The sequence below is a fragment of the Streptomyces sp. SID3343 genome, assembly GCF_009865215.1.
Classification (GTDB): Bacteria; Actinomycetota; Actinomycetes; order Streptomycetales; family Streptomycetaceae; genus Embleya.
The window spans coordinates 1-20317 of the sequence record NZ_WWJX01000679.1 but is presented as its reverse complement, the minus strand read 5'-3'; the positions used below and the strand labels follow the sequence as shown (position 1 = coordinate 20317).

The window sequence follows — 20317 nt, the reverse complement described above, 5'->3', positions numbered from 1 at the left end:
GCACCGTCATGAGTGACAAGGCACCCGTATCGGTCGTGGTGCCCGAGAAGCACTCGCCGAAGCCCGCGCGCGAGTCGCGCGGGCTCGGTTCGGGCACCCTGCTGGGCTGGCTGTTCCTGCTGCCGGCCCTGATCATGCTCACCGTCCTGGTCGCCTATCCCATCGTGTGGACGCTCCTGCGCAGCATGTTCGGCGCCGACGGGTGGTCCGACTTCGTCGGGATCGACAACTACAAGGAACTGTTCACCGACGACGACACGTTCACCGCGCTCAAGAACAACCTGATCTGGGTGCTCGTGGTACCCGTCGTGGTGACCGCGCTCGGTCTGATCTTCGCGGTCCTCACCGAACGGGTCAGGTTCGCCACCGCGTTCAAGCTGATCGTCTTCATGCCGATGGCCGTGTCCATGCTGGCCGCGGGCATCATCTTCCGGCTCGTGTACGACCGCGACCCGGACCAGGGCGTGGCGAACGCGGCGATCACGAGCGTGCACGACATGTTCTCCGAGGGTGCGCCGTATCCCGGCGCGCGACCCAGGCCCAACGCCGATCTGGGCCCCCAGGGCGGCGGCTTCGTCACCAAGGCCGCCACCGACCCCGGGGGCATCGCGATGCTGCCGCTGGTCGCCCTGCCGGCCGACAAGGTGCCGGGCGACGCGCTCGACGCCAAGCCAGGCGTCGCGCCGACCGGCGGCCTCGGCGGTGTCGTCTGGCTCGACTTCGCCAAGGGCAACGCGGGCGCCGCCGGCAAGGTGGACCCCGGCGAGAAGGGCCTGCCGGGCGTCGAGGTCGAGGCGGTCCGCAACGGGAAGAGCGTCGGCCACGCGACCACGGGCAAGGACGGCTCGTTCACCATGCCCGCGAGCGCGGTCAAGGACGGGCCGGTCCAACTGCGGCTCACCGAGGCCAACTTCGCGAAATCCTTCGGCGGCTACGACTGGCTCGGCCCGAACCTGATCACGTCGGCGATCATCGGCGCCTACATCTGGATGTGGGCGGGCTTCGCGATGGTCTTGATCGCCGCCGGGCTGGCGGCGATCCCGCGGGACGCGCTGGAGGCGGCGCGTGTGGACGGCGCGACCGAGTGGCAGGTGTTCCGCCGTGTCACCGTGCCGTTGCTCGCGCCCGTACTCGTCGTCGTGATGGTCACGTTGGTGATCAACGTGCTCAAGATCTTCGACCTCGTGTACATCATCTCGCTCGGGTCCTCGCAGAAGGAAGCCAACGTCCTGGCGCTTCAGCTCTACATCGCGTCCTTCGGCGGCGGCAACAACCAAGGGCTCGGCAGCGCCATCGGCATCCTGCTGTTCCTGCTCGTGTTGCCGGCGATGCTGTTCAACATCCGACGCTTCCGAAGGGAGAACCGGTGAGCGCGCCCGCGACCCCCGACCTGACGAAGGCGCCCAAGCCGGCGGTGCCCGAAGGCGGGATCAAGCGCAACCTGGCGTCGCGGATCATCGGCCGCACGGGCGGCGGTCTGGTCGCGGTTCTCCTCGTGCTGATCTCGCTGTTCTGGCTCATGCCGACGTTCGGCCTGCTGGTGTCCTCGCTGCGCGATCCGCAGGACATGAGCAAGTCCGGTTGGTGGAAGGCGCTCGGCACGCCGAGTGACCTGACCTTCGCCAATTACAGCAAACTGCTCGACAACAGCGACATGACCCGGGCGTTCTTCAACACGATCTGGATCACCGTCCCCAGCACCCTCCTGGTGATCCTGATCGGCTCGCTCGCCGCGTACGCCTTCGCTTGGCTCGAATTCCCGGGCCGGGACTGGCTGTTCCTGATCGTGATCGGGCTGCTCGTGGTGCCCGTGCAGGTCGCCCTGATCCCGATCTCGAAGCTGTACGGCGACACCGGCCTGTTCGGCACGATCCTGGGCGTGATCCTGTTCCATGTGGCGTTCGGACTGCCGTTCGCGGTGTTCCTGCTGCGCAACTATTTCGCGGGCATCCCCCGCGACCTGCTGGAAGCCGCCCGGATGGACGGCGGTACGGACCTGACCATCTTCTTCCGGGTCATCCTGCCGCTGGGCCTGCCGGCCATCGCGTCGTTGGGCATCTTCCAGTTCCTGTGGGTCTGGAACGACATGCTCATCGCCCTGATCTACGCCGACACCGACTCGGCCCCGCTCACCGTGGCGCTGCAATCCCAATCCCGGGCCTTCGGCGCCAACATCGACGTCCTGGCCCCGGGCGCCTTCCTGTCCCTGATCGTCCCGGTCGTCGTCTTCTTCAGCTTCCAGCGCTACTTCGTCCAGGGGGTCATGGCGGGCGCCGTCAAATAGCGCTCCTCGCCCACCCCGACCGGCCGACACCTCGCCCGCTCGCCCCCGCCACGGGGGCGGGCGGGCGAAACGCGGCGCGGATGGGCGGGTGGGCGCGAAACCTCACCCCACATACCCCCGCTCGACCAACCGCGCGGCCGTCGCCTCGTACACCGCAGGCGACGAAAGCGTCACCGTGGCCAACCCGTCCACGTACCGATTGAACATGCAAAACGCGGCGGCGATCAGCACCGTGTCGTGAATCTCCACGTCCGAAGCCCCCGCCGACCGAGCCCGCGCGACCGCGTCCTTCGACACCGCCCGCCCGCTCTGTTGGACCAGTCCCGCAATCGCCAACAGCGCCCGCATCCTCGGCGACACGTCCGCCGCCTCCGGGTCGAGCCGGACCTGGTCCACCACCTCGCGTCCGCCCGGCAGTTGCCGAGCCGCGCACGCACTGTGCACCCCGTGGCAGTAGACGCACTCGTTCAGCGCCGACACATGCGCGGCGATCAGTTCCCGCTCGCCGCGCGACAACGGGCTCGGCCCCCGCAGCAGTACCTCGCCCAACTCCCCGACCACGCCACCCGTTTCCGGGCGATACGTGATCAACGACCCGATTCCCGGTATTCCGTCGGGCAGTTCGATGTGCGGCATGCCGATTTCCCCCAGTGGAGCGAGCGACGAAACAGCTCGCGCGAAGTCTCCCGCGAACTCCACCACCCCAGCCGACCGTTACGGATCAGTACACACCTGCGCCGACATCGTTACCGATCCGCCCCCGGGAACGGGATTCCGTGTGGCATCGTCCGAAGGCGTAGGGTGCACCCCGCCGCATGAGATCCGATACGGGGATGCGCCAAACGGGGGGATTACGCCATTTCGGGGGAAACAATGAGGGGAAATCGTCGCACCGGACTGTTGCGAACGTTGTTGGTAGCCCTGACGGTCGAGACCGCGGTCATGGGTGCGACCGCCGTGACGCTCGCGGTCATGTCGTTCGCCGTGCGCGACGACGCGCGCAGCCTGAGCGGGCTCGGCGACCTGCTGATCGTCGCGTCGTTGCTGTGCGCGGGACTCGCCGTGGTCAGCGGCATGGGGGTCGCCGCGGTGCGCGACACCATGCGCCGCGGCACCGGGGCGCTCGCCCGCTCGGCCGCGGTGGGCCTGATCCACGTGTTCCTCGCGTTGGTCACCGCGCTGATGGACTGTCAACCGTGGATCGTCGCGGTCGCCGGCCTGCCTGCCGTGATCTACCTGCCGTGCTGGTGGGCCGTGCGCGAGCGCAGCCACCACGAACTGCTGATGCTGGAACGCTAGGGCGGTCGAACACGACACGCCGATGGCCCGGCCCCACCGAGGTGGGCGCCGGGCCATCGGCACGCAGGCGAGCGACCTACTTCGCCCCGGTCCGCAGCAGCGTACGAATCACCCGCATCGCGACCGACAACGTCGCGAGATCGTAGTTCTCCGCCTCCTGCAACTCGTCGAGCGTGGACCGCGCCCGCAGCAGCACCGGCGCGTTCCTGTGCTCCCACGCCTTGAACCGCAGTTCGGGAGAGTCGTCCGGTTCGCCGGACGCGAGCACGTCGGCGGTGAGGCCGGCCTGCGCCGCGTACAGGTCCTCGCGCAGCGACGCGCGGGCCATCGACTTCCACCGGTCGCTGCGCGGCAGTTCGATGATCCGGTCGAGCAGGTGCGAGATCGGCAGCCGGTCGGCGATGTCGAAGTACACCTGCGCGACGTCGACGACGCCGCGCTCGGAGTCGCGAGCCACCTCGACGATGTCGAGCGCGGCGTAGGTCGAGGACATCCCCGCGACGGCGGTCGCCAACTCGGTGGGCACCCCGGCGTCGGTGAACTGCGCGTACAGGCCGTCCATCCAGGCCAGATCCGAGCCGCGCAGCAGCGCCGGCAGTTGCCCGACGACCTCCGCGACGCCGTCCCGGAAGAACTCGACCTGTGCCGCGATGTCGATCTCGCGCCGGCTGCCCAGGAACCAGCGGGTGGCCCGCTCGATCAACCGCCGACTGTGCAGCCGAAGCGTGGTCTGCACCGCCGCGGGCACCTTGTTGTCCAGGCCCGCGATGGCCTCCATCACGCGGTCCACGCCGAAGATCTCGCGCGCGGTGATGTGCGCCCGCGCGACCTCCTCCGCCGACGCCCCGGTCTCCTCGCGCATGCGGAACATGAACGACAGACCGGCCAGGTTCACCAGGTCGTTGACCACGACCGTGGTGATGATGTCGCGGCGCAGCGGGTGACTGTCCATCGGCTCGACGAACCTCGCGCGCAGCGCGCTGGGGAAGTAGCGGTACAACTCCCGTGCCAGGAACGGGTCGTCGGGCAGGTCGGACGCGATGAGGTCCTGGGCCATGACGATCTTCGTGTACGCGAGCAGCACCGCGAGCTCGGGCTGGGTCATCGCCTGACCGGCCTGCTGACGCTCCCTCAACTGACGGTCGGTCGGCAGGAACTCGATCGCCCGGTCCAGGTGCCCCTCGCGCACGAGCCGGCGCATGTAGCGCGCGTGTACGTGGAGCAGGCTCTCGGCCTGGGCCTCCGCGTTCGAAAGCGCGCAGTTCTGCTGGTAGTTGTTCTCCAGGACCAGGTTCCCGACCTCGTCCGTCATGGCCGCGAGCAGTTCGTTGCGCTGCTTGACGGTCATGTCGCCGGCGGCGGTGACCTGGTTGAGCAGGATCTTGATGTTCACCTCGTGGTCCGAGGTGTCCACGCCCGCCGAATTGTCGATCGCGTCGGTGTTGATGTGCCCGCCCGCGAGCGCGAACTCGACCCGGCCGAGTTGCGTGCAGCCGAGGTTGCCGCCCTCGCCGACGACCTTGACCCGAAGGTCGGCGCCGTTGACCCGGATCGCGTCGTTCGACTTGTCGCCGACGTCGGCGTTCGATTCGCTGCTCGCCTTGATGTAGGTGCCGATCCCGCCGTTCCAGAACAGGTCCGCGGGAGCCTGGAGGATCGCCTTCATCAGCTCGGCGGGGGTCAGCCGCACGGTGTTGTCGGCAAGTCCGAGCACGGCCCGCACCTGCGGGCTGATCGGCACCGACTTGGCGGTGCGCGGGAAGACGCCGCCGCCGGTCGCGATCAGCTTCGGGTCGTAGTCGGCCCACGAGCTGCGCGGCAGGTCGAACAACCGGCGCCGTTCGGCGAAGGACGCCGCGGCGTCCGGGTTCGGGTCGAGGAAGATGTGCCGGTGGTCGAAGGCCGCGACCAGCCGGATGTGCTCGGAGAGCAGCATGCCGTTGCCGAACACGTCGCCCGACATGTCGCCGATGCCGACGACCGTGAAGTCCTCGGTCTGCGAGTCGTGGCCCAGCTCGCGGAAGTGCCGCTTGACCGACTCCCACGCGCCGCGCGCGGTGATGCCCATGCCCTTGTGGTCGTAGCCCGCCGAGCCGCCGGAGGCGAACGCGTCACCGAGCCAGAAGCCGTAGCCGACGGCGACCTCGTTGGCGATGTCGGAGAACGTCGCGGTGCCCTTGTCGGCCGCGACCACCAGGTAGGTGTCGTCGAGGTCGTGGCGCACGACGTCGCGCGGCGGCACGACCTGCCCGTCGACGAGGTTGTCGGTGATGTCGAGCAGCGCGCCGATGAACGTGCGGTAGCACGCGATGCCCTCGGCCAGCCACGCCTCGCGGTCGGCGGGGTCCGGGAGTTGCTTGCACACGAACCCGCCCTTCGCGCCGACCGGCACGATCACGGTGTTCTTGACCATCTGCGCCTTGACCAGGCCCAGGATCTCGGTGCGGAAGTCCTCGCGCCGGTCGGACCAGCGCAGCCCGCCGCGCGCGACGGCGCCGAAGCGCAGGTGCACGCCCTCGACCCGGGGCGAGTAGACGAAGATCTCGAACCTCGGCCGCGGCGCGGGCAGGTCGGGGATCGCCTGCGGGTCGAACTTGAGCGAGAGGTAGTCGTGCGCCTGGCCGTCGTCGCGGTGCTGGAAGAAGTTGGTCCGCAGGGTCGCCTTGACCATCGCCAGGAACGAGCGCAGGATGCGGTCCTCGTCGAGGCTCGCGACCTGGTCGAGCGCGCCCTCGATGGCTTCGACGATGCCGTCGACCAGCTCGGTGCCGGCCTGCTGGTGGCCCGGCGAGAACCGTGCCTCGAACAGGTTCACCAGCAGTCGCGTGGTGTGCGGGTTGGAGACGAGGACGCCCTCGATGTACTCCTGCCCGAAGGTCGAGCCGGCCTGGCGCAGGTACTTCGCGTAGGCGCGCAGGACCATCGCCTGGCGCCAGGTCATCCCGGCCCGGAAGACGAGCGCGTTGAAGCCGTCGTTCTCCGCGCGCCCGGTCCAGGTCGCCGAGAACGCGTCCTGGAACAGCTCCTTGACGTCCTCCGGCTGCCCGTACACCGACGACGCGTCGTAGCGCAGACCGAAGTCGTACACCCACGCCACGCTGCCGTCGGAGCGGCGCAGTTCGTAGGGTCGCTCGTCGACGACCTCCAGCCCCATCCGCTGCAGGATCGGCAGCACCTCGGACAGCGAGACGTGCCCGCCGGTGCGGTAGATCTTGAAGCGACGCTCGCCCGGCAGTGCTCCTATCGGCTCGTACAGGTGGAGCTTGAAGTCCGACTCGGGGCTCAGCTCCTCGACCCGCTTGAGGTCGGCGACCGCGGTGCGCGGGGTGAAGTCCGACTTGTAGCCCTCGCCGAACGCGTGTGCGTAGCGACGGGACAGCTCGGCCGCGCTCTCCTCGCCGCATTCGGTGACGAGGGCCTCGCCGAAGTCGTCGATCCAGGAGCGGGTGGCCTCGGAGAGCAGCTTTTCGATGTAGTCGACGTCCGGGTCGCCGAGTTCGGCACCGGTGGGCACGCGCACGGTGAAGTGCAGTCGCGCGAGCACCGATTCGGTGTTGCGGGCGGTGTAGTCCACCACGGAGCCGTCGAGCTCGTCGAGCAGGATCTCCTGCATCTTGAGCCGAACCTCGGTGGTGTACCGGTCGCGCGGCAGGTAGACCAGGGCCGAGTAGAACCGGCCGTACTCGTCCTTGCGCAGGAACAGCCGCAGCCGGCGGCGCTCTTGGAGATAGAGCACGCTGGTGACGATGTCGTGCAGCTCGTCGACGGCGATCTGGAACAGGTCGTCGCGCGGGTAGGTCTCCAGGATCTGGAGCAGGTCGCGGCCGTCGTGGCTGACCGGCGGGAAGCCCGCCTGCTCCAGCACGGCGTGCACCTTGCGGCGCACGACGGGGATGCGCTGGACGCTGTCGGTGTACGCGGCGGAGCTGAACAGGCCCAGGAAGCGGCGCTCGCCGATCACGTTGCCGGCCGCGTCGAACTTCTTGACGCCGATGTAGTCGAGGTAGGCCGCCCGGTGCACGGTCGCGCGCGAGTTGGCCTTGGTGAGGATCAGGAGTTGCTTCTCGCGGGCCTTCGCGCGGGCCCGGCTGGAGAGTCGGCTGAACGACGCCGACATGTCCTGGTCGGCGCGCAGGATGCCCAGCCCGGTGCCGGGCACCGCACGCAGCACGTCCTCGCCGTCCTCGCACACCAGGTCGTACTCGCGGTAGCCCAGGAACGTGAAGTGGTCCTCGGAGAGCCAGCGCAGGAGTTCCCACGCCTCGCCGATCTCCTCCTCCGGCAAGGTGGCCGGCGGATCGTTGGCGAGCTCGTCGGCCAGACGCAGCGACGTGTCGCGCATCTTGGTCCAGTCCTCGACCACCTCGCGCACGTCACCGATGATCCGCTGCAGGCCCGTCTCGATGGCCCGAAGGTCGTCGCGGTCGCTCTCGCGGTCGATCTCGATGTGCATCCACGACTCGACGACCGCGTCCTCGGGCACGCCGTGCGCGTCCGAGGTGTCGACGATCTCCAGCAGTTCGCCGGCGATGGTGCGCCGCACGATCAGCTGGGGGTGGATGACGACGTGGATACTGCGTTCCTGGCGGGAGAGTTCGTTGGTGACCGAGTCCACGAGGAAGGGCATGTCGTCGGTGACGATCTCCACCACGGTGTGCCCCGACGCCCACCCGTTCTCCTCGACCGAGGGGGTGTACGCCCGGACCCGCGCGGTGCCCTGGGGGCGTTCCGCCGCGAGTCGACAGTGTGAGATCGCCGCGCCGTACACGTCGACCGGGTCGCGATCGACGAGGTCGTCGGGTGCCGTGTGCCGGTAATAGCGGGACAGGAGGACGTCGAGGTCCACCCGGTTCGGGCCCTCCGGCCCGCCGCCTCCGTGCTGTGACGATGCCGCTCGTGCCGCTTCCGCCGCTCGGGCGAGAAGCTCCGTCTTCGCCTCGTCCAGCTTGCTCTGCATGATGCTGCCGCTCCTGTCACGCGCCGTTGCGAGACCGTTGCCGTTCCCGGGGTCGACCCCGGCTGTGTCGTGCGTTGCGCCGGTACCCGTTGTGCGGACACCTGCTCACGGCGACGTCCACGACCCCGACGGTGGTTCCTGAGGACTCCGTCGTCCCCGCCCCTCGGGCTCGCGCGGCGCCGCCGCACCGTCAGGTTACTCGCGTGGACCCCACCGGCTGAGGGGGGATCTCGGATCACTGTGTAAGCGGTTTCGGGATTTGCCCGAACAGCCCGTACCCCATTGCCTCGAAGGACGCGTTCGGGGCACCGTGGTGACGGAAGACACACGGGGGGCGCCGCTGCGCACGCGGGGCAAACCCGAGCCAGGACCGGATCACGCGGTGGGACCGACTCGGTGGGGAGGCGATCGTCATGGCCAAGAAGGTTCTGATCATCACCGGAGACGCGGCGGAATCACTCGAAGTGCTCTACCCGTACCAGCGCCTGCGCGAGGAGGGATACGACGTGCATGTGGCCGGGCCCTCACGCAAGGAGTTGCGGTTCGTGGTGCACGACTTCACGGACGGGTTCGACACGTTCACCGAGAAGCCCGGTTACACGTGGCCGGCCGACTTCGCGTTCGTGGAGGTGCGACCGGAGAACTACGCCGCCTTGGTCGTGCCGGGTGGACGGGCCCCGGAGTACATCCGCAACAACCCCGTCGTGCTGCGCATCGTGCGGCACTTCTTCGAGGCGGACAAGCCGGTGGCGCACATCTGCCACGGCCCGCTCGTGGCCGCGGCCGCCGGCGTCCTGGCCGGGCGCCGCACCGCCGCCTATCCGGCGATCGCACCCGACATCAGGGCGGCGGGCGGGGTGTGGACGGACGGCGACGCGGTGGTGGACGGCATGCTCGTGTCGGCCCGCACGTGGGTCGATCATCCGGCGTGGATGCGCGAGTTCGTCAAGATCCTGCGGGCGAAGGCGCCGGCGTAGCCGCCCGGGATCGCGGCCCGGGCGTCAGTCCATGTGCGGGTAGCGGTGATCGGTGTCGGGCACGAACGTCTCCTTGATCGCGCGGGTGCTGGTCCAACGCATCAGGTTCTGCATCGCGCCGGCCTTGTCGTTCGTCCCCGACGCCCGCGCGCCGCCGAACGGCTGCTGCCCCACGACCGCGCCCGTGGGCTTGTCGTTGAGGTAGAAGTTGCCGGCCGCGAACCGTAGGCGACCCGTGGTCTCGGCGAGCACCCGCCGATCCCGCGCGATGACCGACCCGGTGAGCGCGTACGGCGCGGCCGACTCCATCTGCCGCAACATCGCGTCCCAGTCGCCGTCCTCGTACACGTACACGCCCAGTACCGGCCCGAAGTACTCGGTCGTGAACATCTCGTCCCACGGATCCTCGGCGAGCACGACCGTGGGTCGCACGAACCAGCCGATCGAGTCGTCGTACGTACCGCCCGCGAGTACCCGCAGGCCGTCGTCGACTCGGGCCCGGTCGATCACGGCCTTGTTCCGGGCGAACGCCCGCTCGTCGATCACCGCGCCCATGAAGTGGCTCAGGTCGGTGACGTCGCCCATCGACAGGCCGTCCACCTCGGCGAGGAAGTCGTCGCGAAAGCCGCTCTCCCACAGCGAGCGCGGGAGGTAGGCGCGGGACGCGGCGGAGCACTTCTGGCCCTGGTACTCGAACGCGCCGCGCACGAGCGCGGTGCGCAGCACGGCCGGGTCGGCGCTGGGGTGCGCGACCACGAAGTCCTTGCCGCCGGTCTCGCCCACGATCCGCGGATACGTGCGGTAGTCGGCGATGTTCGCGCCGATCGTGCGCCACAGGTGTTGAAACGTGGCGGGGGAACCGGTGAAGTGCAGGCCGGCGAAGTCCGGGTCCGACAGGGCGACATCGGAGACCGCGATCCCGTCGCCGTGCAGCAGGTTGATCACCCCGGGCGGCATGCCCGCGGCTTCGAGCAGGCGCATCACGTGGTGCGCCGACAGCGCCTGCGTGGGCGACGGCTTCCACAGCACGACGTTGCCCATCAGCGCGGGCGCGGTGGGCAGGTTGCCGGCGATGGCGGTGAAGTTGAACGGGGTGATCGCGTACACGAAGCCTTCGAGCGGCCGGTGGTCGAGCCGGTTCCACCCGCCCTTGCCGCTGATCGGCTGCTCGGCCAGGATCCGGCGGGCGAAGTCCACGTTGAAGCGCCAGAAGTCGACCAGTTCGCACGGCGCGTCGATCTCGGCCTGGCGAACCGTCTTGCCCTGCCCCAGCATGGTCGCCGCGGCGATCGTCTCCCGCCACGGACCCGCGAGCAGGTCGGCGGCCTTGAGCAGGATCGCCGCGCGGTCCTCGAAGTCCAGTGCGCGCCAGTCGTGCGCGGCCTCCTTCGCGGCGGTGACCGCGGCCCGCGCGTCGTCGTGCGTCGCGTTGGCGATCGTGCCCAACTCCGCCGCCAGGCGGTGCGGCTGGACGATCCCGACCCGCTTGCCCGCACCCATCCGATGCTCGCCGCCGATGACGTGCGGCAGATCCACCGGCCCGGCGGCCAACTCGGCGAGCCTGGCCCGCACCCGATCCCGCTCGGGGCTGCCCGGGGCGTAGTCGTGGACGGGTTCGTTGTACGGCCGGGGAACCCGGGTCACAGCATCCATGGATGCGCAGTGCCCACGAAGCGGGCATTCGATGCCGCCCGACCGACCGGGCACACCCGGCACACCCGGCATCAATCACCCGGCCGTCGCCCGGCGGACGGCGCTCACCCGCCGAGCGTGCGCGCGAGCGCCACCGCTTCCGTGAGCGAGTCCACCACCGGCACCCCCACCCGCTCCAGGCCGGCGCGCCCGTGCGAGCCGCCCGCGTACAGCACCGCCCGAGCCCCCACCCGCAACGCGGCCGACGCGTCGTCGGCGGCGTCGCCGATCAGCACCACGTCGGCCGGGTCCGCCCGCAACGCGTCCAGATGCCGCACCAGATGCTCGGCCTTACCGCCACCCGCCGGGCCCACCCGGCCGTCCACCCGCACGAACCGCTGCTCTATGCCGAACCGCCGCACGAACGGCAGCAGGTCCTCGTGCGCGGTCAGCGACAGGAGCGACTGGGTGCCGCCGTCGCGCTGCCACGCGTCGAGCAGCGCGTCGGCTTCGGGGGTGAGCTCGCACACCGCGCTGTGCGTCGCGTAGCTGCGCTGGAACGCCTCGTCGAGCAGCAACCACTCGTCCGGCCCGGGTACCCGGCCGGTGACCTTCTCGTAGAACCGCGGCACGGGCACGCAGTACAACTCGCGATAGCGCTCCAGCGTGATCGGCGGGAACCCGATCACCGCGAACGAGGCGTTGGTGGCCGCGATGATCGCGTCCATGTCGTGGAACAGCGTGCTGTTCCAGTCCCAGACCAGGTGCGGTTGCCGACTGCTTGTCATAGAACCCGCATTGTGCCGCTAACGAGACCGCACGAGTTCGGCGATCTCCTGTGTCGCGAACCACAGCAACTCGTGCTCCTCGGTCGCCTCGACGAGTTCGTCGGTGAGCCCGCCCGCGAGCGCCGCCGCGATCGCGGCCTCGGCGTCGGCGGTGTCCATGTGCACGGCCGCGACCCGCTTGCGCGGGACGGTCGCGCTCACCGTCACGGTCGCGGGACCCTCGTGCGACGCGTCCGCCACCATCGCGTCCGGCACGTCGGCGGCGAGCACGACCCGCCGCCTCGCGCCGGGCTCCCCCGCGAGCAGCCGCAGCGACGCCTCGGCGGCCTGCGTCATCGCGGCGTACTCCAACTCCTCGGAGTCCTGGCTCTCGTACCACTCGCGCAGCGCGTCGGTGACCGCGTACGCGGTCAGCGGCGTGGCGACGATCATGCCGTCCGCGTGCAGCGCGGACAGGCCCGCGGGCGTGGTGGGGATGAACACGCGCACCAGGAGGCTCCAATCGGGTGAAATCCCGGTATCCCTGAGAGTTCGCCGGGAATCGGGACGACGGTCGACCGACCGACACATTGCGTGAGTCGACGCGCGTCAGCGTAATCACTGCGGGCGACCGCCTCTTGCGCCACCCCGAGCGACGCGCCACGGATCGTCACGCGACATCGGCCAGACGAATGGTTGTTGCCCGATCCGGGCGCCGGCTACGAAGAGCCCGTACGCGTTCCGGTCGGGGGAAACGAGCGGGCACGTACGGCATCCGACGACCACCCACATCACGCACTCGGGGACCCGCCATGCTCCACCCGCCCACCCGCCGCTCCGGCGCGCCGGCGCACCTGCACATCGTGCGCGCCCCGGCCGGCGAAAGCCCTTTCGACACCGCCGAGCCCGAACCGGCCCGGCCGGCCGGCGCCGACGTCGTCCACCTGCGCCCGCGCCACACACCGCCGCGCGTCGACGGCTCGCTCGCCCTCGCCCCCGTCGCCTGCGCGCCCGCGCCTCGTCCGACCCTGCGCCTGATCGTCACCCCACAGGAACCCGACCCCGCCGAGGCCCGGCTCCGCGCCCAGCGCCTGGCCCACTCCCTGGCCGAGATCGTGTCCGGACTGCGCACGGTCACCCAGTTGCGCCCGTACGCCTCCGCCGCCGTCTACAAGAACGTCCAGCAACTGACCCGCACCCTGACGGACCGCCGGGTGGGCCGCGTGCGAGTTCGCTCCAGCAACGGCCGCGCACCCGCCGACGGCGTCGCCGAGGGCTACGCCCGCCTGCACGCCGAGACCCTGGCGCTCACCGTCGCCTTCCGCCTCGAACGCGACGCCCCCACGCCGCGCCCGACCACCACGTGGCTGTGCACGGCCCTGGAACACGACCGGCTGCGCTGAGACAAGGCTGCGGACGCACAAACGATCTTGGAGTCGAGGGGCCGGAAACAGCTTCCGGCACCCTTCGACTCCAAGATCGTTCGGGTCGAACGGCCCACTACTTCTTCGTGCGCGTCACTTCTTCTTGCGCTTCGCGCGCTGCGCGCGGCGGCGTTCGGCGCGGGTGGCGCCCTCGTCGACGTCGGCGTCGTCCTCGTCGAAGTTCTCCTCGACGGTCACCACACCGCCCTCACCGTCGATCGTCGGCGCGCTGTACTGCAGGTGCGCCGGACGCTGCGGGGCGTCGAGGCCCTTCGCGTGGATCTCGGGCAGCGGGGTGGCCTTGTCCATCGAGATGCTCGGCGCCTCGGGCACCTGCTCGATCTCCACCTCGACGTTGAAGAGGTAGCCGACCGACTCCTCCTTGATGCCCTCCATCATGGCGTTGAACATGTCGAAGCCCTCGCGCTGGTACTCCACCAGCGGGTCGCGCTGCGCCATGGCCCGCAGGCCGATGCCCTCCTGGAGGTAGTCCATCTCGTACAGGTGCTCGCGCCACCGGCGGTCGAGCACCGACAGGATCACCCGGCGCTCCAGCTCGCGCATGACCTCTTCGCCGAGCTTCTCCTCACGCAGCGCGTAGGCGGCCTGCGCGTCGGCCCGGAGCAGTTCGACGAGCTGCTCGGTGTCGAGGTCGCCGCGCTCGCCGAACTCCTCCTCGACCTCCTCGATGGTCAGGCTCACCGGGTACAGCCGCTTGAGGTTGGTCCACAGCTTCTCCAGGTCCCACTCCTCGGAGAAGCCCTCGGTCGCGCCGTGCACGTACGCCTCGACGGTGTCGTCGATGAAGTGGCCGATCTGCTCCTGCAGATTCTCGCCCGCGAGCACCCGACGACGCTCGCCGTAGATCACCTCGCGCTGGCGGTTCAGCACCTCGTCGTACTTGAGGACGTTCTTGCGGATCTCGAAGTTCTGCTGCTCGACCTGGGTCTGCGCCGACTTGATCGCGTTCGAGACCATCTTCGACTCGATCGGCTGGTCCTCGGGCACGTTGGCCAGGGTCAGCACGCGCTCGACGATGTTGGCCTTGAACAGGCGCATCAGGTCGTCGCCCAGCGACAGGTAGAAGCGGGACTCGCCCGGGTCTCCCTGGCGGCCGGACCGGCCACGCAGCTGGTTGTCGATGCGCCGCGACTCGTGCCGCTCGGTGCCCAGCACGTACAGCCCGCCGAGGTCGGAGACCTCTTCGTGCTCGGCCTTGACCGCCTTCTTCGCCTTCTCGAGCGCCTCGGCCCACGCGGCCTCGTACTCCTCCGGCGTCTCCACCGGGGTGAGCCCGCGCTGCGCGAGAGCGGCGGCGGCGAGGTGGTCGGGGTTGCCACCGAGCATGATGTCGGTGCCTCGGCCGGCCATGTTGGTGGCGACCGTGACCGCGCCCTTGCGCCCGGCCTGCGCGACGATCTGCGCCTCGCGCTCGTGGTGCTTGGCGTTGAGCACCTCGTGCGGGACGCCGCGCTTGCGCAGCTGCGCCGACAGGTATTCGGACTTCTCCACGCTCGTGGTGCCGACCAGGACCGGCTGGCCCTTCTCGTGCTTCTCCGTGATGTCGTCGACGACCGCGTCGAACTTGGCTTCCTCGGTCTTGTACACGAGGTCGGAGCGGTCCACCCGCTGCACGTCGCGGTGGGTGGGGATCGGCACGACGCCCAGCTTGTAGATCTGGTGGAACTCGGCCGCCTCGGTCATCGCGGTACCGGTCATGCCGCCGAGCTTCTTGTACAGCCGGAAGAAGTTCTGGAGGGTGACGGTGGCAAGGGTCTGGTTCTCGTCCTTGATGTCCACCCCCTCCTTGGCCTCGATCGCCTGGTGCATGCCCTCGTTGTAGCGGCGACCGGCGAGGATGCGGCCGGTGTGCTCGTCGACGATGAGCACCTCGCCGTCCACGACGACGTACTCCTTGTCGCGCTTGTACAGCTCCTTGGCCTTGATGGCGTTGTTCAGGTAGCCGACCAGCGGGGTGTTGACCGCCTCGTAGAGGTTGTCGATGCCCAGGTAGTCCTCGACCCGACCGACGCCCGACTCGTGGATGGCGACGGTGCGCTTCTTCTCGTCGACGTCGTAGTCGCCGGTCTCCTCGATGCCCTTGAGCGGGTTGGCGGGCTCGCCGCGCTTGAGCCGCTTGACCATCTTGGCGAAGTCGGCGTACCACTTCGTGGCCTGGTCGGCCGGGCCGGAGATGATCAGCGGCGTGCGGGCCTCGTCGACGAGGATCGAGTCGACCTCGTCGACCACCGCGAAGAAGTGGCCGCGCTGCACGAGTTCCTCGGCCGACCACGCCATGTTGTCGCGCAGGTAGTCGAAGCCGAACTCGTTGTTCGTGCCGTAGGTGATGTCGAAGTTGTACGCCTTGCGACGCTCGTGCGGCGGCATGTTGGCGAGGATGCAACCCACGGTCAGGCCGAGGAAGCGGTGCACCCGGCCCATCCACTCCGAGTCGCGCTCGGCGAGGTAGTCGTTGACCGTGACCACGTGCACGCCCTCGCCGGCGATCGCGTTGAGGTAGGCGGGCAGCGTGGAGACGAGCGTCTTGCCCTCGCCGGTGCGCATCTCGGCGATGTTGCCCAGGTGCAGCGCGGCACCGCCCATCAACTGCACCTTGTAGTGCCGCTGGCCCAGGGTGCGGCGCGCGGCCTCACGAACCGTGGCGAAGGCTTCCGGAAGCAGGTCGTCGAGGGTCTCCCCGTCGGCGTAGCGCTGCTTGTACTCGTCCGTCAGTGCCCGAAGCTCGGCATCGGAGAGGTCCTTGAAGTCATCTTCGATCGACTCGATCTGATCTGCGATGCGGTTGAGCTTGCGCAGGATTTTGCCCTCGCCGGCGCGCAGGACCTTGTCGAAGATAGACACGCTGGATGAGCTCCTTGCCCGACGGCGCCCGCCCGCCTTTCGGACGTGACGGCACGGCGGGGCCCGGCCCACCGATACGGCCATCGTATGCGAGGAGGCAACCCCGGATCGAGCCTCGCGGGCCGGCACAGTGACCCGCATGGAACCAGTGGAGATCGCAGCGGGGCGCTTTCAGCTCCGACCATGGAACAAACACGACGTGGACGTCGTCGGCAAGGCGCTCGCGGATCCCGAGATCGGTCGGTGGGCGCCGCCGAGCGCGGACGAGGACGCACCGAGTTGGCTGGCTCGCCGCGAGCAGCGGTGGGCGACCGGCTGGGGCCCGTCCTTCGCGGTCACGGACGCGGTGACCGGCGAGGTTTTCGGCCATATAGCGCTCAAGCACGTGGATCCACAATTGCGCTCGGCCGAGATCGGCTACTGGACCCTGCCCGACGCGCGCGGCCTCGGCGTGGCCCGCCACGGGCTGGGTGCGGTGACCCGCTGGGCGTTCGGCGCGCTCGATCTGCACCGGGTCGAACTGCGGCACTCGGTGGTCAACGAGGCGTCGTGCGCGGTCGCGCGAGCCGGCGGATATGCACTCGAAGGAGTCATGCGGGGCTACCTCCCCGGGCCCGAAACGGGCTTCCTCGACGCGCACCTGCACGCGCGGATCGCGTCGGACGCATGAGCGGCCGCGCGCACAGCGGTCGGCGCCCGCCGCCGCACCGGCCGCGAACGTGTCGACCGCAGACACCTCGTCCCGAAAACCGTCGCCCCAGGGGAGTAGATGTGTCATGGCGAGCGTGAGCACGCGGCTGAGCGCCGAGCAGGCCCGCCGGATCGTGCTGGTCGCCCAGGGCTTCGTCGGCACGCCCGACCGCGGCGCCGGCGTGGCCGGTGTGCTGCGCTCGCTGGGCGCGGTACAACTCGACACGATCTCGACCCTGGCCCGCTCGCACGAACTGGTCCCCTACGCCCGGCTGGGCGCCGTGGGCCGGGCCAAGGTGGAGGCCGCCTACTGGGCGGGCGACACCGCGTTCGAATACTGGTCGCATGCCGCGTGCGTGCTGCCGATGTCGACCTGGCCGGATTTCGCGTTCCGCCGCCGGCAGTACCGCGCCCGCGGTCACCTGTGGGGCCACCAGGTCTCCGACGACGCGTACAAGGCGGTCCTCGAACGCCTGCGCGCCGAAGGACCGCTCACCGCGACGCGACTGGGCGGCGCCAAGAACAAGGGCGAGTGGTGGGACTGGAGCGACACCAAGATCGCGGTGGAACGCGCCCTGGCCTTCGGCGACGTGGTGTGCGTGCGCCGCGAGGGCTGGAAACGCGTGTACGACCTGCCGGAGCGCGTGATCCCCGCGGACCTGCTCGCCGAGGAGCCCGACGACGCCGAGTGCCTGCGCCGCCTGGTGCGCCTGTCGGGCCGCCAACTCGGGGTGGCCACGCGGTCCGACCTGATGGACCAGTACCGGTTGACCGGCGCGCAGGTCGACGCGGTCGTGCACGACAGCGGCCTGGTCCCGGTGACCGTCGAGGGCTGGGGTGACAAGGCCGCCAAGGACGGCACGTGGGTCGATCCGTACGCGCTGTCGATACACGCGCGCGGACGCCACCGCACGACGCTGCTCTCGCCGTTCGACTCGCTCGTGTGGGACCGCCCGCGCACGGCGCGCGTTTTCGGCGGCTTCGAACACCGGCTGGAGGCGTACGTACCGGCCGCCAAGCGCGTCCACGGCTACTTCGTGATGCCGCTGCTCACCGGCGGCCGGCTGGTGGGGCGGGTCGATCCGGCCCGGGAGGGCCGCACGCTGGTCGCGCGCCGGATGTCCTTCGAGGGCGGCGCCAAGGTGTCGGAGCGCACGCTCGCGGCGGCGGCCGGCGCACTGCGCGAGGCCGCGACGTGGGTGGGGTGCGACGCCGTGCGCGTCGAGCAGCTCGATCACGAGAGCTCGCGCGCGCCGCTGGAACGCCTGCTCGCGGGATGAGCCGGCGCCGCGCGCGGCGGGCGATGCGAGGGTCGCGGGGTGGGCGCACCCGTCCCGCGACCCTCGCTCAGTCGCCGATCTCCAAGATCTTCTCCCGCATCGCGTAGACCACGGCTTCCATGCGCGAGTGCAACTGGAGCTTCTCCAGGATGTTGCGCACGTGGTTCTTGACCGTGTTCTCGCTGATGAACAGTTCCTTGGCGATGTCGCGGTTGTTGCGCCCGGTCGCCACCAGGCGCAACACCTCGATCTCGCGATCGGTCAGCCTCGGCGCCGGCACCAGCCGACGCTCGTCGTCGCGCCGGCTCATCGACTTGAACTCGGTCAACAACTTGACCGCCATCGACGGACTGATCTGCGACTGTCCGTCGGCGACCGCGCGGATCGCCGACGCGACCTCGCTGTGCGAGATCTCCTTGAGCAGGTAGCCGGTCGCTCCGGCCTTGATCGCGTCGTAGAGGTCGGCTTCCTCTTCACTCATGGTGAGCATGATGATCTGCGTGCTGGGCGCGACTTCCTTGATCGCCGTGCACGCCTCGATGCCACCGCGCCGGGGCATCCGGACATCCATCAGGATGATGTCCGGCAGGAGGTCCTGGGCCGCTTCGAGCGCCTCGGCGCCGTCGCCGGCCTCGCCGACCACCGTGATGTCCGGTTCGGGCGCAAGCACGATGTCGAGGCCGCGGCGAAACAGGTCGTGGTCGTCGACCACCAGCACGCGGATCGGTTCGCCCTGTGATCCGTGCTCCACGCGGGTCGGAACAGACTGTTCACCCACCGTGATTCCCCCCTGGGTCGGCACGATCCGTGTCCGGAACATGATCCCACGTGATCGCCGCGACGCCAGGCCCTGATGGGTGTTATGCGCGGAACGTACTTGCGAAGCGGAACATTCGCCAGGCAACGCCAGGGTCGAGGACGCAACCGGCGCCGAAACCCGAAGGGCCTCGGCGCCGATTCACGACCAAAGGGCACGTGACGACCGGGTAACCGCTACTGCGGTCCACCGTCCTCACGATCCTCGGGCTTGAGGTGGATCACACCGTAGTCGTAGCCGTGCCGGCGGTACACCACGCTCGGCCACTTGGTGCTCGCGTCGATGAACAGATAGAAGTCGTGGCCTACCAACTCCATCTCGTACAGCGCCTGGTCGAGCGCCATCGGGCGCCCGGCGTGTACCTTCTCGCGAACCACGAGGGGGCCTTCGCCGTCAACCTCGATGGGGCCCGCCATGTGCGGCTGGGCCCGGAGTTCGCCGTTCTTGACGGCCTCGATGTCTTCCGCGGACGCCACCACGGCTCCGTTGAGCCGGTCGGCGTTGTTGATCTCCGCAGTGGCCGCGCCCACCGAGACGGGAGCACGGTGACCGTGGTGCACGCGCCGCCGGTCGGCGGCCTTGCGCAGCTGCGCTTCGAGCCTCGCGCACGCCAGGTCCAATGCGGCGTAGGGGTCGGAAGCGGCGGCTTCACCCCGGATGACGGGACCACGCGTGTTGAGTGTGATCTCCACCCGATCCGAACGCTCCGCCAGCCGCGGGTTCCGCTCCTTGGAAACCTCCACGTCCACGCTGATCACCTTGGCGTCGAGCTTGCGGATCTTGTCCAGCTTCTCGACGCAGTGCTTGCGAAAACGCTCGGGTACCTCGGTCTTGCGGCCCTTGACGACAATGTCCACGCAGAACTCCATCCATTGCGCCATGCCGGAGGGGTGGGCACCCAACCGACCGACCAGGTCGTCGACGGCCCTGCTCCGCCCGGCGCCGCCGGGCGGTCGCGGCCACCACGGCCGCCGCCTCGACTCGCCCTCCCGCGGCTCGGACCGCACGGGTCGCCTCCGCGAGAGTCGCGCCGGTGGTGCAGACATCATCGACGACGATCACCACACTCATGCCCGCAAACAAGGGAGCCAACCTGTCCGAAACGATCATTGACCGCCTGAGGTTCACGTCCCGTTCATGTGCGGAAAGCCCTGCTTGATCCCGGACTCGGCGGATATGTCGCAGAGCCGGCAGCACCCGCACGGGCACCCCCGCCCGGCGCATTCCCGACGCCGCCCGAACCGCGAGTTCGCAGGTCGCGTCGCGACCTCGGCGCCGCACCGCGGCCCGCGCGGACGGCACCGGAACCAACAGACACCGGGCGCCGG

At 69.6% G+C, this 20317-nt stretch carries 15 protein-coding genes; 7 read left to right on the top strand and 8 right to left on the bottom strand.

All coding sequences use genetic code 11. The features are described 5' to 3' along the window. The first annotated feature begins 8 nt into the window (after window positions 1-8). Window positions 9-1370, top strand: a complete 1362-nt coding sequence (locus GT354_RS20775; protein WP_161357845.1) for an ABC transporter permease subunit — start codon at window positions 9-11, stop codon at window positions 1368-1370. A gap of 20 nt (window positions 1371-1390) precedes the next feature. After that, window positions 1391-2284 carry a carbohydrate ABC transporter permease gene (locus tag GT354_RS20770; protein ID WP_161357853.1) on the top strand — a complete coding sequence of 298 codons (894 nt, stop codon included), beginning with the start codon at window positions 1391-1393 and terminating at the stop codon, window positions 2282-2284. Between the two features lie 102 nt (window positions 2285-2386). On the opposite strand, the gene GT354_RS20765 is transcribed toward GT354_RS20770, so the two are convergent. Further along, window positions 2387-2920 carry a peroxidase-related enzyme gene (locus GT354_RS20765; RefSeq protein ID WP_161357844.1) on the bottom strand — a complete coding sequence of 178 codons (534 nt, stop codon included), beginning with the start codon at window positions 2918-2920 and terminating at the stop codon, window positions 2387-2389. A gap of 237 nt (window positions 2921-3157) precedes the next feature. On the opposite strand from GT354_RS20765, the gene GT354_RS20760 reads away from it, so the two are divergent. Next, the gene (locus tag GT354_RS20760; RefSeq protein WP_161357843.1) at window positions 3158-3583 is read left to right on the top strand and encodes a hypothetical protein; all 426 of its coding nucleotides are present in this window, start codon (window positions 3158-3160) and stop codon (window positions 3581-3583) included. Between the two features lie 76 nt (window positions 3584-3659). Here the strand turns inward: GT354_RS20760 and GT354_RS20755 are convergent, their stop codons facing one another. Beyond that, the gene (locus GT354_RS20755; RefSeq protein ID WP_161357842.1) at window positions 3660-8540 is read right to left on the bottom strand and encodes an NAD-glutamate dehydrogenase; all 4881 of its coding nucleotides are present in this window, start codon (window positions 8538-8540) and stop codon (window positions 3660-3662) included. 413 nt (window positions 8541-8953) lie between these two features. Between GT354_RS20755 and GT354_RS20750 the strand changes: the two genes are divergently transcribed. Further along, window positions 8954-9517, top strand: coding sequence for a DJ-1/PfpI family protein (locus GT354_RS20750; RefSeq protein WP_161357841.1), 564 nt, complete (start codon window positions 8954-8956; stop codon window positions 9515-9517). A 24-nt stretch (window positions 9518-9541) separates the two neighbouring features. Here the strand turns inward: GT354_RS20750 and pruA are convergent, their stop codons facing one another. The 3 genes from pruA to GT354_RS20735 all read right to left on the bottom strand — a co-directional run bounded on the left by pruA (window position 9542) and on the right by GT354_RS20735 (window position 12426). After that, window positions 9542-11170, bottom strand: a complete 1629-nt coding sequence (gene pruA, locus GT354_RS20745; RefSeq protein ID WP_161357840.1) for an L-glutamate gamma-semialdehyde dehydrogenase — start codon at window positions 11168-11170, stop codon at window positions 9542-9544. Between the two features lie 104 nt (window positions 11171-11274). Further along, window positions 11275-11937, bottom strand: a complete 663-nt coding sequence (locus GT354_RS20740) for an HAD hydrolase-like protein (protein ID WP_161357839.1) — start codon at window positions 11935-11937, stop codon at window positions 11275-11277. A gap of 18 nt (window positions 11938-11955) precedes the next feature. After that, window positions 11956-12426 (bottom strand): hypothetical protein, encoded by a 471-nt coding sequence (locus GT354_RS20735; protein WP_161357838.1) that lies wholly within the window; start codon window positions 12424-12426, stop codon window positions 11956-11958. A 302-nt stretch (window positions 12427-12728) separates the two neighbouring features. On the opposite strand from GT354_RS20735, the gene GT354_RS20730 reads away from it, so the two are divergent. Next, window positions 12729-13319 carry an Rv3235 family protein gene (locus GT354_RS20730; protein WP_161357837.1) on the top strand — a complete coding sequence of 197 codons (591 nt, stop codon included), beginning with the start codon at window positions 12729-12731 and terminating at the stop codon, window positions 13317-13319. A gap of 114 nt (window positions 13320-13433) precedes the next feature. Here the strand turns inward: GT354_RS20730 and secA are convergent, their stop codons facing one another. Then, window positions 13434-16202, bottom strand: coding sequence for a preprotein translocase subunit SecA (gene secA / locus GT354_RS20725; protein ID WP_161357836.1), 2769 nt, complete (start codon window positions 16200-16202; stop codon window positions 13434-13436). Between the two features lie 139 nt (window positions 16203-16341). Here secA and GT354_RS20720 point away from each other — a divergent pair, with 139 nt between their 5' ends. After that, a complete protein-coding gene (locus tag GT354_RS20720) occupies window positions 16342-16872 on the top strand; it encodes a GNAT family N-acetyltransferase (RefSeq protein WP_161357835.1) in 531 nt (176 codons plus the stop codon). A gap of 106 nt (window positions 16873-16978) precedes the next feature. Beyond that, window positions 16979-18172, top strand: a complete 1194-nt coding sequence (locus GT354_RS20715) for a crosslink repair DNA glycosylase YcaQ family protein (protein WP_161357834.1) — start codon at window positions 16979-16981, stop codon at window positions 18170-18172. A 67-nt stretch (window positions 18173-18239) separates the two neighbouring features. On the opposite strand, the gene GT354_RS20710 is transcribed toward GT354_RS20715, so the two are convergent. Both GT354_RS20710 and raiA read right to left on the bottom strand, forming a co-directional pair. Then, complete coding sequence (locus GT354_RS20710; RefSeq protein ID WP_346012101.1) at window positions 18240-18956, bottom strand: response regulator transcription factor; 717 nt, start codon at window positions 18954-18956, stop codon at window positions 18240-18242. A 209-nt stretch (window positions 18957-19165) separates the two neighbouring features. Then, window positions 19166-19846: a ribosome-associated translation inhibitor RaiA gene (raiA, locus tag GT354_RS20705; protein WP_161357833.1), complete on the bottom strand. Its 681-nt coding sequence runs from the start codon at window positions 19844-19846 to the stop codon at window positions 19166-19168. Between the last annotated feature and the right edge of the window lie 471 nt (window positions 19847-20317).